Source organism: Ruegeria sp. S263, from assembly GCF_056780525.1.
In genome coordinates, this window is sequence record NZ_CM165558.1 from 860,001 (window position 1) to 876,660 (window position 16,660).

The following is a 16,660-nucleotide window of genomic DNA, read 5'->3' on the forward strand; positions in this document are numbered from 1 at the left end:
CGATCATGCATTGTCTTCTATCCTCTGCGTGGGGCCGACCGACATCGGCAGCGCGGGTTCCAGGATGGAAGGCGGGAAAGTATGCTTTTGGTTCAGAAGAAAGATCATCTTTAGTTACCAGCTGGATGATCGCGATCGACATACTTGTGCTCAAGTAGCCGAATAGGCGGTAGCACACTATCATGTGTCTTTCTCTTTCTGGATCAAATCAAGCGCGAGAAGGGCGTTTGGTGAATGCCTTGGCAGCAAGAGGCGATGAAAGACGTGATACTCTGCGATAAGCCATGGGGAGCTGAGAATAAGCTTTGATCCATGGATCTCTGAATGGGGCAACCCACCTGAAAGCTTCATATTGTTATCCCCTCACAACCTAGTTGTGAGATAGATACTCAATATGGGGTTTAAACAGGTACTTAAGACCTGAATACATAGGGTTTTAAGAGCAAACCCGGGGAACTGAAACATCTAAGTACCCGGAGGAAAGGAAATCAATTGATACTCCCCTAGTAGCGGCGAGCGAACGGGGACCAGCCGAGCCAGATGAGTGACTAGAACACGTTGGGAAGCGTGGCCATAGCGGGTGACAGCCCCGTATAGGAAGCTTTGATGGACGTATTAAGTAGGGCGGAACACGTGAAATTCTGTCTGAAGATCGGAGGACCACCTTCGAAGGCTAAGTACTCCTTGCTGACCGATAGCGAACCAGTACCGTGAGGGAAAGGTGAAAAGCACCCCGACGAGGGGAGTGAAACAGTACCTGAAACCGAACGCCTACAATCAGTCGGAGGCTCCTTGCGAGCTGACGGCGTACCTTTTGTATAATGGGTCATCGACTTGGTCTCACGAGCAAGCTTAAGCCGTTAGGTGTAGGCGTAGCGAAAGCGAGTCTTAATAGGGCGCATGAGTTCGTGGGATCAGACCCGAAACCGAGTGATCTAGGCATGGCCAGGTTGAAGGTAAGGTAACACTTACTGGAGGACCGAACCCACATCCGTTGAAAAGGATCGGGATGAGCTGTGCCTAGGGGTGAAAGGCCAATCAAACTCGGAGATAGCTGGTTCTCTGCGAAATCTATTTAGGTAGAGCGTCATCCGAATACCCCGGGGGGTAGAGCACTGGATGGGTAATGGGGCCCCACAGGCTTACTGATCCTAACCAAACTCCGAATACCCGGGAGTACTAGATGGCAGACACACTGCGGATGCTAACGTCCGTAGTGGAGAGGGAAACAACCCTGACCTACGACTAAGGCCCCCAATTCATGGCTAAGTGGGAAAGCAGGTGGGACGACCAAAACAACCAGGAGGTTGGCTTAGAAGCAGCCATCCTTTAAAGATAGCGTAACAGCTCACTGGTCTAAATAAGTTGTCCTGCGGCGAAGATGTAACGGGGCTCAAGCCATGAGCCGAAGTCTAGGGATGCGTAAGCATCGGTAGCAGAGCGTAGTGTGACATAGATCCATGCCTCCTTGATCCCTTCGGGGATATTGGAGGCGAGGATCTTTCGATGAAGCCGGCCTGTGAGGGATCCGGTGGAGAGATCACTAGTGAGAATGATGACATGAGTAGCGACAAAGAGTGTGAGAGACACTCTCGCCGAAAGTCCAAGGGTTCCTGCTTAAAGCTAATCTGAGCAGGGTAAGCCGGCCCCTAAGCCGAGGCCGAAAGGCGTAGGCGATGGGAACTAGGTTAATATTCCTAGGCCAGGAGGATGTGACGGATTGCGGATGTAGTTCAGCCTTATCGGATTGGTTGGGCTGCTGAGCAGTTCCTGGAAATAGCCCTCCATCAGACCGTACCCTAAACCGACACAGGTGGACTGGTAGAGCATACCAAGGCGCTTGAGAGAACGATGTTGAAGGAACTCGGCAAAATACCTCCGTAAGTTCGCGAGAAGGAGGCCCGGTTCCTAGGCAACTAGGGGCTGGGGGCACAAACCAGGGGGTGGCGACTGTTTATTAAAAACACAGGGCTCTGCGAAGTCGCAAGACGACGTATAGGGTCTGACGCCTGCCCGGTGCCTGAAGGTTAAAAGGAGAGGTGAGAGCCTTGAATTGAAGCCCAGGTAAACGGCGGCCGTAACTATAACGGTCCTAAGGTAGCGAAATTCCTTGTCGGGTAAGTTCCGACCTGCACGAATGGCGTAACGACTTCCCCGCTGTCTCCAACATCGACTCAGCGAAATTGAATTGCCTGTCAAGATGCAGGCTTCCCGCGGTTAGACGGAAAGACCCCGTGCACCTTTACTACAGCTTCGCACTGGCATCAGGATTGTGATGTGCAGGATAGGTGGTAGGCTTTGAAGCAGGAACGCAAGTTCTTGTGGAGCCTCCCTTGAGATACCACCCTTCGCACTCTTGATGTCTAACCGCGGTCCGTTATCCGGATCCGGGACCCTGCGTGGCGGGTAGTTTGACTGGGGCGGTCGCCTCCTAAAGCGTAACGGAGGCGCGCGAAGGTTGGCTCAGAGCGGTCGGAAATCGCTCGTTGAGTGCAATGGCAGAAGCCAGCCTGACTGCGAGACTGACAAGTCGAGCAGAGTCGAAAGACGGCCATAGTGATCCGGTGGTCCCGAGTGGAAGGGCCATCGCTCAACGGATAAAAGGTACGCCGGGGATAACAGGCTGATACTGCCCAAGAGTCCATATCGACGGCAGTGTTTGGCACCTCGATGTCGGCTCATCTCATCCTGGGGCTGGAGCAGGTCCCAAGGGTACGGCTGTTCGCCGTTTAAAGAGGTACGTGAGCTGGGTTTAGAACGTCGTGAGACAGTTCGGTCCCTATCTGCCGTGGGTGTAGGAGACTTGAGAGGAGTTGCCCCTAGTACGAGAGGACCGGGGTGAACGATCCACTGGTGGACCAGTTGTCGTGCCAACGGCAGTGCTGGGTAGCTATGATCGGACAGGATAACCGCTGAAGGCATCTAAGCGGGAAGCCCCCCTCAAAACAAGGTCTCCCTGAGGGCCGTGGAAGACCACCACGTCAATAGGCCGGAGATGTAAGCGCAGTAATGCGTTCAGTTGACCGGTACTAATCGCCCGATAGGCTTGATTTGATCCAGTAATGGAAAGACAAGACCAAAGCATACACACCTTGAACATGGATAACTTCGTCGCTTTTTTGCAAAAGCAAAAAGAGCGACGGTGTTGATTGAAAACACAACCGAGTGGCAACGCGCCTTTTGCAAGCAAAAGACGCTGCCTGCCACCTGTCGCTTTCTTGCACAGCAAGAAAGTCGACATGGGCTTTTCCTCGGTTTGGTGGTCATAGCGCAAGTGAAACACCCGGTCCCATCCCGAACCCGGAAGTTAAGCACTGCCGCGCCAATGGTACTTGGGCTTAAGCCCCGGGAGAGTAGGTCACCGCCAAACCTAGTAAAAGCCCAATTCTCTCTAAACGATCAGCAGAACACTACCCGGTCTCAAATAGCCCAATAGGCGGTAGACCAAACCAAAGTGTCGCGGGATGGAGCAGCCCGGTAGCTCGTCAGGCTCATAACCTGAAGGTCGCAGGTTCAAATCCTGCTCCCGCAACCATTACAGTCGAACATAGTGTCGAACAAGCCGCCTCCGGGCGGCTTCGTTCGTTCTGGGGTGCTCCCAACGCAAGCAAACCTGCCAACTCCCCAACCAACTCAATTGCATATGTCCCATCTACCGGGACCAATCGAATCTCCGACAACAGGCTACGAATGATCGAAGTGGCTTCAGCTTGAGAAGAGGGATCGCGCAATGCTGTGGTCAAATTGGCGACTTGTTCCCGATACACATCGGACAATCCGGGATACAGCAAAACCGGTGGTTCATCAGAGGCGGAGGCGATCAAGGCTTCGAGTTCCGATTTGCGAACCTCCAACGCTGTCAGCTTCTCCTTCATGCTGGCGTGGAACATGCCATCGCTGATGGCGTCTACTAGATGTGCAATCTTGCGCTCGATCTGCGCCAGATCACGTGTCGCGCTACTCCGTTCCTGTTGAATGGACCCGGCAAGACGGTTGTATTCCTCTTGATAGGCTTTGGTGAATTCCGCGATCAGATCAGGATGCAGCAACTGTTCCTTGAGGCCGGAGAGAACACGGTCTTCGAGGTCTGCGCGTTTGATCGTCAGCCGATTATCGCAGGTGCCTTTGTTCTTATGAGTGGAACAGCCGTAATAGTGTTTGCCGACTTGGATGACACCGTCACCACAACCCCCACAGGTCAGCATGCCGGAAAACAGATGCCGTGCCCGCTTGGTTAAACCCAGTTTCCTGATGCCATCGCTGATCGCGGTGCTGCGTGTTTCTTCCTGTCGTGCCTTAACAGCGTTCCACAGGTCATCGGACATGATGCGTAGATCGGGCACGTCTTCAATCACCCAGTCTTCGGGCGGGTTCAGCCGCGCCTGTCGTTTGCCAGTGTCCGGGTCTTTGACGAAACGCTGCCGGTTCCAGACCAACCGTCCGATGTAAAGTTCGTTGTTCAAGATGCCGGTGCCACGCTGGTGGTTGCCGTAGATCGTCGATGCGCCCCACGTGCCACGGGGCCCGGGAATGCCCTCATCGTTCAGGTTGGCAGCGATGTTGCGTGGGCTCAGCCCATGGCCGTAATCCTGAAAGATACGTTGAACGATCTGGGCTTGGCTTTCATTGATCCGCCGTTCCCCTGTGGTGACAGACCCGTCTGCGTTCATGTCTCGCACGACGTCGTAGCCGTAGGTGATCCCACCGGCTGACTTGCCTTTGCGCACACGCCCCTCCAGTCCGCGATGGGTCTTTTGAGCCAGGTCTTTTAAGAACAGACTGCTCATGGTCCCCTTGAGGCCGATATGCAGTTCGGAAATCTCACCTTCAGCCACGGTGACAATCGGGATGCCCTGAAACCGCATCTGCTTAAAGAAGGCCGCGATATGTTCCTGATCGCGGCTGATACGGTCGAGACCTTCGGCCACGACGACATCGAACACGTTGCATCGAGCGTCCTCCAGCAACCGTTGATATCCGGGACGCAGATGGGACGCTCCGCTCAGCCCCCGGTCGGAATAGGTCTGGGCCTCCTGCCAGTCGTTGCCATTGATCAAGCGTAGACACAGCCGATGTTGGTCCTCAATGGAGGCGTCACTTTGAAGATCGGTGGAGTAGCGGGCGTAGATGGCGGCGCGCATGGGTCGGGCCTTTCGGACTGAGAAACAAGTTGGCCCAACCCATTATAGGCATGGATTGGGCGGTGTCTTCCACTTTCGATTGCAACCCGTTGCAACGGAAAATGCCTTGATCATAGGTATTCGACCGAAGCGAAGATCGACTGGTGGGAGCGAAAGCCTACCGTTTGCGACCCAATGTCTTCATCTTTGCCTGCAAGAGAGATTGGTAGTCGTCACAGGCAGACAGTCCGGTGGCACGATTGTAGTGCTTCTGGGACATGTCCAACGTGGCATGCCCGAGGATATCCCGGATGATGTTGACATGTTCCGGCTCCGTCTCGGCGATGCTGGTCGCCGCAATGTGCCGAAACTTGTGTGTGCGCAACTCAACGCCCAGCATGCGTTGCGCCACTTTCGGCAATTCACGAGACAGGCCGTCCGGGGTGATCGGATCTCCATATTGGCTGATCCACAGCGCATTGGATGTCTTGGGCCCGAGCAAGATCGGGCGATGGACATCCAAATAAGACTTCATCGGTTGCACCAGAACCTTGGGCAGAGGAAACCACCGTGCTTTTTTGTCTTTGGTGTCTTCCGCCGAAAGATGAACCACGAACCCTTCGGCGTTTTTGCGCAGATGCTGGTCCGTTGTCAGCGCCAGCAACGCGCGACGACGTACGGGCCGCGAGATCAGAAAGGCGATCATCAAACCCGCGCGAAAGTGAATTGCGCGCTTGATGTCAGTGAAAGACGGATCATTCTCCACATCTTCGAGCCGCTGCAAACTTTTGTTAAGAATGTGTGCCGCAGATATGGCGATTGGCTTCGGCAGGCTTTTCCGGTCCGCCAGATGTATCAGGCGGTTGGACAGTGTGTTCAACCAGTTCCAATCTCCTGCCGGGTGCATAGCTTTTGCAAGTACATAGAGATCGCAGATCATGTTCTTGAGAGTCATTGCGTTCACACGCGCCTCAGCTTCTTCCAGAAATCCACGCACGGCATCTTTGGTAATGCGATCCGTCGGGGATTGATCCAAAAGGGCAGGCTGATGACGCGTGACCCACGACAGCCAGTATCCATAGCTCTGGCGCCTCTTTTTGCGGCTGCCATCCGACCAATGAGCGCATGGACCCGTTCCGTCGAATATGTCGCCGGTTGCGAACAAGGCTTTCCAGGCGGTTTTGTCCGCCTGGGGCCAATCTTTGTAAGGAAGAACAAGCGGAATGGGATTAGTCATTGGACGTCCCCCGGATCTTCGAAAGTACCACCTCGTCGTAGTGATCATGCGCCCACTGGTTGCTAAGCGAGGCATAAAAATCCATCGTCGTCTGAAGCCGTTTATGTTTGAGCAGGCGGCGGACGGTCTCGAAGTCACCGGGGCGTTCTTCGAGGTACAGCTTGGCTGCGATGTGCCGGAACAGATGCGGGTTAACCTTCAGGCCGGTCTCTCGATAGACCCGCTGGGTGAGTTCACCACCAAAATTGCTGGGCGCACGAGGCTTTCGATCGCTGCTGCGGGGGAACAGAGCGCGCCCACCCGCTTGCGACACCTGCGGACGGAATTGCATGATATAGCGGTGTAGAAGTTTGGAACTGCGGGTGTTCAGTTTGACCTCAATAGGCTCCCCATTCTTAACCTCGATCCCTTCGATGCGGATGGAATAATAGGTGTGCGTCCCCGAGCGGGCAGGGATCAAATGCTTGTCCAAATCAAGGTTCGCGAGATTTTTGACGCGCATGGGACAGCTCAGGAGGATCGTCAGTGCCGCCGCATGCATTGCCGCCAGAGCGCTGTCGCGCCGGGTCGGATTGTCTTCTGCCCGTGCCATCAGCGTATCCGGCAGGCTCAACAACAAGGCAACGTTCTCCCAATCATTGAACTGCGCAAGGCGTTCTGCGTTCTTGGGGCTCATGCCGCGCGGGTTTACGGCGACCCGTTTGTGAATGTCTTTGAGCGCCTTAATGGCGTCTTCCGGTGCGTTCAGGTGGTGCCGTGCAATGGCGATACACGTTGCTGCAACATTACCCAGCCCGGACGGCAGACCATTGGTCCCACGCCGGTCGATGATCGTCCGGAAAGCTGTTTTGAGATTGTTCGCCGTAACTACCACAGACAGGCTGGTGAACTTTTCCGGGCTTTGCCCCGATGTTACCAGCGCGTCCAGCATCTGCCGCAGATGGGATTTGGTATTGCGCAGACTGGTCTCGCGCAGCGGTTTGTCAGGACCGTCTTCGCTGAACAGATCACGTTGCGCCAAGCGGTCGATGTAGGCGTTGATCTCTGCTTGCAGGCTTTGCGGGTAGTCCGTCAGCGGGCGGGCCATGTACCGATCAGACGGCAAACGGTCCTGCCGGGGAAGATCGAGACCGTGTTTGTCAATCACGTGGTTCCATGTATCGATCATGGACTGAATGTACTTGGCTGGTTCGTTCTTCAGCAGCACAGCGTCGAGGACCGTCTGAAACGCCTGAACCACTTCGCCACTAATGTCCTTGGGCGAGATCGACCGGGCGCCGCAATAGCGTGCAAACCGCATCAGGCCCCAAACCTGATGGGTGGACTGCACAGTCGCCAAAAACGTGTCCCACTCCGGGGTCAGTTCAGATTTGGCTTCAAAATCCTGCAACACCCCAACCGCACGCAAGGCACTGGCCAGATCGCTTTTGGTGGTGCTGAGGGTGTTGGGCTTCACCCCGCAGGCGGCGGGATGCAACGATGCCGGCAGTTTGCGCAGTTGCGGGATGTCTGTCGGAATGTCCGACGGCGGACGGCTCATGTATGTACTGACGCGCGAGATCGCGGACAGCTTGGACTGTTGACGTTTCTTGTCGGGGTCTGGATTGGACTTCAGAACGTTCAGAACCTCGGCCAGCGTTGTTGGTAGCTGGATCTCTTGGTGATGTGTCATGATAAACCTCTTCGGTTTTGAAATTGGGGACAAAAGGGGACATTTGGGGACATGCAGACCCATGGCGGCCCTCTTGCGGACATTCGGGAAACCAAAGTCGTGAATTTGTAGCCAAAATCCATGACCCCGTTTTTCCGAACGCCGGAAAAGCCGAGTTTTGTGAAAGCCTTAGAGAACATGGGCTGCTGCCTGATTGCCGCGTTGCTGGGCAAGGGCGTGCAGGTCGCTGCGCGCAATGCGCCAATCGCGGCCCAACCGTGTCGCAGGCAGTTCGCCGGATTTGATCCAGCGACGAACAGTCTTGGTGCTGATGCGGAACAGCGCAGCGACATCGCGCACGCTGAGATAGGCGGCATCCTCTGTGATCGGCAGATCAACCATGATCCACCTCTGGGTCTTCACCGTTGCAACGGGTTGCGAAATCCGAACGCGCAGCCTCGCGTGCCAACAGCCGCACAAGGTTGATCAGGGGTTCAGGAATAGTGAAATTGGGCGGGTTGCCCTTGGGAGCAGAAGACGAACACGTCATCGATACGTTCCTTTTAAAGGAACCGCTCGAGACAATGATCGCGATGTTCTGGCTTCGGAGCGCACTCCAGACGACAAAACACTGACCTCAAACGAGATCAGGATCATTGCCATCGAGTGCGTCGAGGACGAAGTGCCGTCCTGTCCAATCCCAATATTGGCGGCCCAGCCATCACGGCTGGTAGGTTGATAGTTCTTTCAGTTTATCTGACGCGTTTAGTTATATCAACCTATTGTTTTGCTTACCTTTTGCTTACTTTTTACAGAAATTTAAGTTGACGTGAGATCGAAAGTACTATGCGGGTTTTTAAAAGTCTTAGTAATAGTCGCTTCTCACAAAAAGCAGCCATTCGTTTGCAGTCCACCGAGCGACTGCTTAGAGCCCAATGTTGCCGTTAATTAGAATTGTGCGCGAAGCTCCGCAGCGAAAGACTGTTAAGAGCCCGAAGTGGACATGCGCTGGTTAGTAAGCTGTGTGGTATTGCTCGTCTATGAAACGTCGCATAATCGCAGTTCTTGCCGCCGATATAGGCAACCCTATTATTATTGTTGGGTCGGGGTCGACCGGCTCGCGGCGAGTGTTGGGCAGCCTTATCATGGTTGTTTAGCGGTAATGACGTTGGGACAGGTCTGGCGATCAACCCACTGCTTCAATGTCTGCACCAGTTTCGCCGGCCAGCAATCGACCAAGGTGAAACAAGATCAAGGGGTCGTCTTCGCACTCGACCAAAAGCGCCGCAAAGGATTGGCGCGCTTTGGGGTCACTCGCCTCTAGCAGCTCATACGCCGCCTTGTAATCTCTCACTTGATCGCTGTCGACAAGCGCCTCTGACAAGGGTTCATAGCAGGTCACCGGTTGCGTTTTGCCTTTCAGCAAGAGTCTTCCAATTGGGCGGCCAGAGAAGTTGTCGATCCCCTTGGCAACACTTTCCGAAGTGCAGATGCGCGTCCCTATCGTCTTGTTAGCCTGTTCCAGCCTTGCCGCAGTGTTCACAGCATCGCCATACGCTGTATAGTCGAAATAGCTCTTGCCGCCGAAATTGCCAATGATCGCACCGCCGCTGTTCACACCTATGCGCGTGTCTCCCAACGCGATGCCGCGATCCAGTAGTTTCTTCTGAAAACCTTGGGCAAATTCGTCGAGCGCCAAGGCGCAGGCCACCGCGTGCGCGGCATGTTCCGGGTCGTCAACTGGCGCACCGAATATTACTTGGATGGCGTCGCCTATGATTTTCATGACTGTTCCGCCGTGCGAAAAGATTGTTCGGGTCATGCCATCTAGGTATTCGTTGAGAATTTCGACGATCAGGTCGGAATCCGAGCTTTCTACCAGCTGAGTGAAATCGGCCAGATCAGTAAATAGAAAGGTTGCTACGCGGCGCTCGCCCTTGGCCTCTATTGCCTCTGGATCACGCGACAACGTCTCAACCACCGTAGGAGAGAAATACCGTGACAGCGTCAATCTCGCTTGCTCGGCATTATCACGGGCCGTGCGCAATTGGCGGAGCAACTCAAGGTGTTCCAGCGTCTTGGCAATGGTCCGGTCGAGATCATCGAACTCGATCGGTTTGGTCACGAAATCGAAAGCCCCGCGGTTCATAGCCGCGCGGATATTGTTCATGTCGCCGTAGGCCGAAACCATAACAGTTTGCAGATCAGTTTCCATCTCGCTCAACCGCTCAAGCAAAGTGAGGCCATCCATCCTGGGCATGTTTATGTCGGAAAGGACGATATCTATTTTAGGGTTCTCTTCGAGAACTTCGAGGGCGTGTTTGCCGTCATGAGCAAACAATAGATCCAGTTCCCCTTTGCGTACGCGGGGCCGAAACTTTTGCGAAATCAACGCTTCAAGGTCGGGCTCGTCATCGACAACAAGAATGCGTGGCGGCGTCACGTCGCATCTCCGACAAATCGTGAGAGCCGCTCTTTCAGTTCAACAAAATCGACGGGCTTGGTCAGGAACTGTTCCGCTCCCAGTTCCCGGACTTTCGCCTCGGTCGCTGCATCACCATAGGCGGTGATCATCATAACCGGTAATTCAGGCCAGCGAGCGCGCAGTTCCTGCAAAAGCTCGATTCCTGACATGCCGGGCATGTTGATGTCCGAAAGCACCAACATTACTTCTTCTTTCGAATGACTTATTGCGTCCAAGGCGGACTCGCCAGACCCGGCAAACCCAAAACTGTAGACTCCTTTTCGTATCTCCCGCCGAAAATTCTGTCGAATCAGGTCCTGTGCGTCGGGTTCGTCATCTACCATCAGAATTTGTCCTGTCATGCTAGGTCCCCCTGAGAATGGACCGGGACCGAAACGACAAAAATTGTGTGATCCCCTGGCTTACTGTCCACAGTCAAAGTTCCACCATGCTGCTTGACGATGGTATCATAGCTCAACGAAAGGCCGAGCCCTGTGCCTTCACCCGCGGGTTTTGTGGTGTAAAACGGTAGAAAAATTTTCTCCCTCATTTCTTCTGGAATGCCCGTACCATTATCGCGAATAGTGACGTTGACGCGGTCACCATTGGCTCGCGTCGACAGCCAGATCGTCGGTGAAAAGTCACCTTCTTCCGCGTCTTTACGTTTGTTGGCCGCATACATGCCGTTGCTGATGAGATTAAGAAAAACACGCATCAAATCCTGCGGATAGCAATCGATTTGGTCAACGTCGGGATCAATGTCGGCTCGTATTTCGACATTGAAACTGGAGTCCTCCGCCCGAGCACCGTGATAGGCAAGGTTCAGCGCTTCTTCTGCGATCGGGTTTAGTGCAACACGTTGTAACTCGCTTGGCCCCTCACGGGAATGCAGAAGCATGTTTTTAACGATGCTGTCAGCACGTTGACCGTGTTGGTTTATCTTGCCTAAGTTGCCGCGTACTGTCTGCCATAGGTCCTTAGCTTCCTCGCGATCCTCTTCCTCCAGAGCCGCGATCGGGTCTTCTAATATCTCGTGTAATTCTTCCAACAACTCGCCAGACAATTTGGCAAAGTTGTTGACGAAATTCAGCGGGTTCTTGATCTCGTGGGCAATGCCGGCAGTAAGTTGGCCTAGGCTGGCCATCTTCTCGGACTGGATGAGCCGTTCTTGGGCTTGCCGCAGATCGTTGAGGGCTTGTTCAGCCGCATCACGCGCGTTGGAAATCTCCGCTTCACGCCGTTTTAGTTCGGTGATATCGAAATAGGTCAGCATGCGACCGCCATCCGGCAGGTCCACGCATTGGAAACTCAAAGTCATGCCATCAGCCCGACACAACTCGCCCGGTGTCATGTTTCCTGCCCGTATTGCCTCGACCCGCATGGACAGCCAGTCATCCCAGTCCTTCGGCGCGACATCATAGACTCCTGTGCCCTTGTTGTACTCTATCAGCTCCTGCATAGTTGGGCGCTGGTCGATGAATTTCTGATCGATGTTCCAAATTCGCGCAAATGCCCGATTTATTATACGCGCACGTAAATCCGGTCCCATGAACAGAATTCCATAGTCGACGTGATCGATGACCGCGTTAAATTCTGCCAGTGCCGCTTTCAGTGCTTCGTCAGCGAGTTTGCGGTCCGTAATGTCAGTGTAGGTTGCAACTAGGCCGCCACCTTGGATAGGGTTGCCGATAATCTCAATCACCGTACCATCAGGACGAATACGCTCAAATTTGTGCGGTAAGAATTTTGCGGCCAGTTCCACCCGCTCGCGCACTTGGGTATCAATGTCGCCCGGCCCATATTCCCCTCGTTCAGCATTGAACCGAAATGCCTCTTCCATTGTGAATCCGGGGCGAAAGCGTTCGCGAGGAAACTCCATGAGGTCGAGGAATTTCGAATTCAACGCAATTGTGCGCAGCTCTTTATCTACCAGCGTAATCCCCTGGCCCATGTTCTCCATTGTTAACTCGAGGATCGCTGATTGTTGTTCGATCTCTAGCTGTTTGGTCTTCAGTTCGGTAATGTCGGTATAGATCGAGACGATGCCACCATCCGAAGTGCGGTGATCCGTAATCTGCAGCCAGTACCCGGCGACTAGCTGTTCGCGTGGTTCGCCCGAGGCTTTCTTGCGTTTTTCGGCAATTCTCTCAAGATACCCTTCTACTTCTCCTTCGGAAAGTGGAAATAGGCCGCGCTTGATGCCGGCACCGATGATCTCTTCGAATTTCACGCCGGGTACGACCTTGTCGGCGAGTTCGCTCATGTAGGTGCGGTAGCGCTCATTACATACAACTAGCCGATCCTCGGCATCCCACAATGCAAAACCAGACGAAATCGCTTCAATTGCGTCTTCAAACCGCTGCCGTGCGGCCTGCGCATCTGCCTCCCTGCGTTTGAATTCGGTTATGTCGTTGTAAACCATGATGCGGCCACCATCAGGCAGGCGACGTTCGTTGAGCATGATCCACACACCGTTGCCCAACTCTAGTTCCCAGTTCGCCTTTGGCTTCTCCCAAGCGACGCGGCGGGCAGCGATCCAACCGTCAACGCCGTCTGGATGTTCGGTAAACATCCCAAGCTCATAGCCGTTGCGGATCATGTCGAAGAATTCGCGGCCCTCATAAATTAGGTTGCTCAAATCGGCGCCGCCAGCGGCGTCGCTGAAGATCTGGACGTAGCGGTCGTTGAATAACTCGACGCGATTTTCAGGTCCCACCAAAAGCAAACCATCGGCGATCGTTTCAATTGCTCCGAGTAGCCGACCTTCAATTCGGGCAATTCGTTCCCGTGCATCCCGGATTTCAGTTATGTCGCGCACGGCACCGACAAGCCGAACGACCCGGCCTTCGGCGTTTCGCACACCAACGCCTCGGTCGTGAACCCAACGGTAACCGCCATCACGCGCCCTCTGCCGGTAGTCACATTCAACGGCATCAGTCCCGCCCTTGAAATGGTTAACGATTGCCTTGACATAAGCGTCGTAATCATCCGGATGGATCTGCTCGGCCCATCGTGTCGAAGACGAATTGGCCTCGTCCAAACTGAGTAGATCGTTCAGGTCAGCAGAGACAAACAGAACATCATTGGTCACGTCCCAATCATAAATTCCATCGCTGGTAGCTTGAGTGACCAACTGGTATCTTTCCTCACTTGCGGCAAGGGCTGCATCCCGTTCAATCTTGGGTGTAATGTCCCGAATTGCGGCCACCATACGCGTCGCGTAGCCGTTAGTATCGCGAATCGAGGTGCCGTGATCCGATACCCAGCGCCACTTTCCGCTGGCTACTTTGAGTCGGTACTCACATTCCCATCGTTTCTTCTTACCGGATATATGCGCCTCCAACGCTGACAAGTAAGAGGGCAAATCGTCGGGATGAATAATGTCTTGCCATACCCACGTTCTCTCTCCCTTAGGACCGGTCTCAAGCCCTAGGAAAGTCTCAAGTCGTGGGGACGCATAAAACTGGTCGTCGGTAATGTGCCAATCGTAGATTGCCTCTTCCGCAGCGTCTGAAACAAGCGCGTAGCGCTCCTCACTTTCTCGCAATGCTCTTTCTGCTTTTCGTTCGGCGGTGCGGTCCTGATAGGTGACCATCGTTCCTCCAGAGGCCGTTCTGCGATAGCTGATCGCTAGAATCTGCCCGTCTGCCATCTCATGCTCGAGCGCGCGCTCACCAGAGGCACCAATCTCATTCATTCGATCGGCCACTAGCCGATCAGTTTTGCCCGCGCCAAAATCTCCGCGTTCGGCGTTGAAATGCAGCAAATCTTCTAGACTAACACCACGGCGGCAGAGCTCTTGTGGGTAGCGTCGCATCTCGCGAAATGCGGGGTTGCAGTAAACCAGTCGGAGTGCGTCATCGAATATGCCGACACCCACATCCAGAAGCGCTATACCTTCTTCGTACCTGTCTGCTTGGCTTTTCTGGTCAGCGCCATTCATATCGCGTTCCCCCCCTGGAGAAGAATGACTGAGTCAAAGAGTTGAGTCAAAAAATCAACCGTAGAAGCTTGGTTTTAGAGAACACGAGCTATTGTAGAAAGTTCTTGCAATTCAAAGGGTGACGTAGCTTGCCGCTCCAGAGCTTACCAAGCCGACCAACCCGTTCCACCAGCCTTTAGGTCACGTGCGTTAGTTAAGACATCCCCGTAAGGTCCGCTTTGTCCGCAGAACGGTCATTCGTCGCAACTCTGTTCAATGTCTGCTTCGCGGACGAAGCCGCCTAATGCGGGTGCAGAAAATTTCGCGACGTCTCGCCCACCAAGTTGCGAAACTAGTCGCTGCAGTACAGCGTTATGTCCCGAAAGCGGTCATTGAGCTCTGCCAAATTGGCTCTAATCGAAATCGGTCGTTCGCTGCGCATGCGTTGAACGGCTGAGTTGCGGGACTTTGCTGCCGTTAGGTGTTTTGCAAACCAAGGTCTGCTTCCATAATGGGCATTCGATTGACTTCTTTCACTTTCGACGGGATTGTTTGGAGTGTGTTTGAGCAGTGGGGTGGCAATATTGGCTGATATTTTGGTTAGGATAGCCGCTAATGAGGTCGACATCGAAGCCGCACGTGCACTATGCCGTCAGTGGTTGGACTGGCATTGGAAAAACTATCCCGTCGATTGGCGACCGAAAGGGCCCGACCATCCGATGGACCCCGAAAAGTTCCAAGCAGTGATTGACGCCTTGCCCGAACTGCATGCACGTCCGCGAGGTGGCATCCTTATCGCCTCGGTAGATGGGAAACCCGCAGGATGTGTCATGTACGCTGAGGCCGGTCCAGGTGTCGCTGAATTCAACCGCATGTTCGTGAGTGAAAAAGGCCGGGGCCATGGTCTGGGTCGATTGATGTTGGAGAGAATGTTCGAACAGATGATCTCGGATGGTTATGAAAAAGTAGTGTTCTCTTCGGCGAAGTTCTTGACCCATGCAAGAGCGATGTATGAGAGCGCTGGTTTCGTCGATATGCTGCACCCCCCGGGTTTTCCGGATGAGTGGCGACAATATGTCTACTTCATGGAGCGTTCGCTAAAGCCAGCGGACTAAGGATTGTACCGAAGCCGCCAGCTTTCCCAAACACATGAGCCATTCGCAGCCTCGCGACAACCCAGACCTGAAGCTGCTATTCGTTAAGCTCTGGTCGAAGGCCTGCTTTGGTTCGGTCTTGTATGTGCCAACGCCTTGCAACGTGCGATGAATGGCGCCCGGGCTGTCATGCGGCGGGCCTTGTTGTGACAGGTAGCGGTCTGGCTCTTTATTGTGGACCTAAGATTTCGACGATGACCTGCTGCGGCGCATAATTGAATCAGGGCGCACCGTTGAATATAGTGCAATTTTGCACGTTACAGTCAGTATGGATTGCGCGGACCACGGTCAGGTGACAGGGACTGCTGGCCCCGCTCCACAAGGAGCTCGATGGCATCTGCAAGGTGTTCCTTGTCGATGTGGTGAGCGCCCCGCTCCACCCGGATCCGGTGGGCTTCGATCATTACATCTGCATGTCGAGTGCCCTCAGGTGGTTCGAACCGGTAGCTCGCCAGTTCGATGCGAAGCCCCAGAGGATCGCGAAAATAAATCGAGTCCATGAAACCGCGATCGACCGGCCCGGAATGTTCGACACCGCGCGCGTCTAGCCTTTTGGGCACTTGCCAGAAGGTCGCTTGGCTCACGTTGAACGCCAAGTGATGCAGTGATCCTGTGGCCTCGGGTACATGCGTGGGGTCGAGTTTGCGGTCCTCATTGGTGAAGATCGTTATCAGCCGCCCATCACCGGGATCGAAGTAAAGATGGCCTTCTGTCGGACGATCGAGATTTGGTTGATCAAAGATGAATGGCATACCCAAAACGCCTTCCCAAAAATCGATGGAAGTCTGCCTGTCAGCGCCCGTAAGGGTGATATGATGCACACCTTGCGTTTGAATTTTGCGAAGCTCACTGGTCATGATCATTTGGACTTTCTGTTTTTCCGAAGTGAACGGTGCTTTGCATTAAATCACCAAGAGATCCTTCAAGCAAAACATAACAATGGGCAGTACTGCGCCTAATCCGTCGTAAACCTCAGATAGTGTTAAGATCCGGTGTGGGCTGGACACGGAGCAGTCGTTCGCTGCGTGGTGCACGAATGACCGAGTTGCGGACAAAGCTGCCATCCATCGCCATTGATGCAATGTCCGCTTCCATTCGAAACACTCAGCTAT

At 54.1% G+C, this 16,660-nt stretch carries 12 protein-coding genes, 1 tRNA gene, 2 rRNA genes and 1 pseudogene; 5 read left to right on the top strand and 11 right to left on the bottom strand.

Annotation, left to right across the window (positions count from 1 at the left end; genetic code table 11):
• Positions 1 to 206 precede the first annotated feature (206 nt).
• From ACT2B1_RS04295 to ACT2B1_RS04305, 3 genes are all read left to right on the top strand, one after another.
• Positions 207 to 3,054: ribosomal RNA gene (locus tag ACT2B1_RS04295) — 23S ribosomal RNA — on the top strand.
• Between the two features lie 201 nt (positions 3,055 to 3,255).
• Positions 3,256 to 3,370, top strand: a 5S ribosomal RNA gene (rrf, locus tag ACT2B1_RS04300).
• Positions 3,371 to 3,458: 88 nt separating this feature from the next.
• Positions 3,459 to 3,535, top strand: a tRNA-Met gene (locus tag ACT2B1_RS04305).
• On the opposite strand, the gene ACT2B1_RS04310 is transcribed toward ACT2B1_RS04305, so the two are convergent.
• Positions 3,492 to 4,631, bottom strand: a complete 1,140-nt coding sequence (locus tag ACT2B1_RS04310; protein WP_481669000.1) for a recombinase family protein — start codon at positions 4,629 to 4,631, stop codon at positions 3,492 to 3,494. The two genes, ACT2B1_RS04305 and ACT2B1_RS04310, sit on opposite strands and share 44 nt — an antisense overlap.
• On the opposite strand from ACT2B1_RS04310, the gene ACT2B1_RS04315 reads away from it, so the two are divergent.
• Positions 4,578 to 4,712, top strand: coding sequence for a hypothetical protein (locus ACT2B1_RS04315; RefSeq protein ID WP_481668623.1), 135 nt, complete (start codon positions 4,578 to 4,580; stop codon positions 4,710 to 4,712). The two genes, ACT2B1_RS04310 and ACT2B1_RS04315, sit on opposite strands and share 54 nt — an antisense overlap.
• Before the next feature lie 60 nt (positions 4,713 to 4,772).
• Here the strand turns inward: ACT2B1_RS04315 and ACT2B1_RS04320 are convergent.
• The 8 genes and pseudogenes from ACT2B1_RS04320 to ACT2B1_RS04355 all read right to left on the bottom strand — a co-directional run.
• Positions 4,773 to 5,141 (bottom strand): annotated as a pseudogene (locus ACT2B1_RS04320) (recombinase family protein); the annotation flags it as partial.
• Positions 5,142 to 5,298: 157 nt separating this feature from the next.
• Positions 5,299 to 6,357 (bottom strand): tyrosine-type recombinase/integrase, encoded by a 1,059-nt coding sequence (locus tag ACT2B1_RS04325; RefSeq protein WP_481668624.1) that lies wholly within the window; start codon positions 6,355 to 6,357, stop codon positions 5,299 to 5,301.
• Complete coding sequence (locus ACT2B1_RS04330; RefSeq protein WP_481668625.1) at positions 6,350 to 8,029, bottom strand: site-specific integrase; 1,680 nt, start codon at positions 8,027 to 8,029, stop codon at positions 6,350 to 6,352. The genes ACT2B1_RS04325 and ACT2B1_RS04330 overlap by 8 nt, the downstream gene beginning before the upstream one ends.
• A 168-nt stretch (positions 8,030 to 8,197) precedes the next feature.
• The gene (locus ACT2B1_RS04335) at positions 8,198 to 8,410 is read right to left on the bottom strand and encodes a helix-turn-helix domain-containing protein (RefSeq protein ID WP_093965312.1); all 213 of its coding nucleotides are present in this window, start codon (positions 8,408 to 8,410) and stop codon (positions 8,198 to 8,200) included.
• Positions 8,403 to 8,558, bottom strand: coding sequence for a hypothetical protein (locus ACT2B1_RS04340; RefSeq protein WP_170470037.1), 156 nt, complete (start codon positions 8,556 to 8,558; stop codon positions 8,403 to 8,405). The genes ACT2B1_RS04335 and ACT2B1_RS04340 overlap by 8 nt, the downstream gene beginning before the upstream one ends.
• A 636-nt stretch (positions 8,559 to 9,194) precedes the next feature.
• A complete protein-coding gene (locus ACT2B1_RS04345) occupies positions 9,195 to 10,451 on the bottom strand; it encodes an adenylate/guanylate cyclase domain-containing protein (RefSeq protein WP_481668626.1) in 1,257 nt (418 codons plus the stop codon).
• Complete coding sequence (locus ACT2B1_RS04350) at positions 10,448 to 10,834, bottom strand: response regulator (RefSeq protein ID WP_170385089.1); 387 nt, start codon at positions 10,832 to 10,834, stop codon at positions 10,448 to 10,450. The genes ACT2B1_RS04345 and ACT2B1_RS04350 overlap by 4 nt, the downstream gene beginning before the upstream one ends.
• Positions 10,831 to 14,415: a PAS-domain containing protein gene (locus tag ACT2B1_RS04355; protein WP_170527095.1), complete on the bottom strand. Its 3,585-nt coding sequence runs from the start codon at positions 14,413 to 14,415 to the stop codon at positions 10,831 to 10,833. Before ACT2B1_RS04355 ends, ACT2B1_RS04350 begins: the two co-directional genes overlap by 4 nt.
• A 563-nt stretch (positions 14,416 to 14,978) precedes the next feature.
• Between ACT2B1_RS04355 and ACT2B1_RS04360 the strand changes: the two genes are divergently transcribed.
• Positions 14,979 to 15,509: a GNAT family N-acetyltransferase gene (locus tag ACT2B1_RS04360; RefSeq protein WP_481668627.1), complete on the top strand. Its 531-nt coding sequence runs from the start codon at positions 14,979 to 14,981 to the stop codon at positions 15,507 to 15,509.
• 302 nt (positions 15,510 to 15,811) lie between these two features.
• Here the strand turns inward: ACT2B1_RS04360 and ACT2B1_RS04365 are convergent, their stop codons facing one another.
• Both ACT2B1_RS04365 and ACT2B1_RS04370 read right to left on the bottom strand, forming a co-directional pair.
• Entirely contained in the window at positions 15,812 to 16,411 is a 600-nt protein-coding gene (locus ACT2B1_RS04365) for a VOC family protein (RefSeq protein ID WP_481668628.1), read from the bottom strand.
• A gap of 109 nt (positions 16,412 to 16,520) precedes the next feature.
• The gene (locus ACT2B1_RS04370; RefSeq protein ID WP_481668629.1) at positions 16,521 to 16,643 is read right to left on the bottom strand and encodes a hypothetical protein; all 123 of its coding nucleotides are present in this window, start codon (positions 16,641 to 16,643) and stop codon (positions 16,521 to 16,523) included.
• Positions 16,644 to 16,660 lie beyond the last annotated feature (17 nt).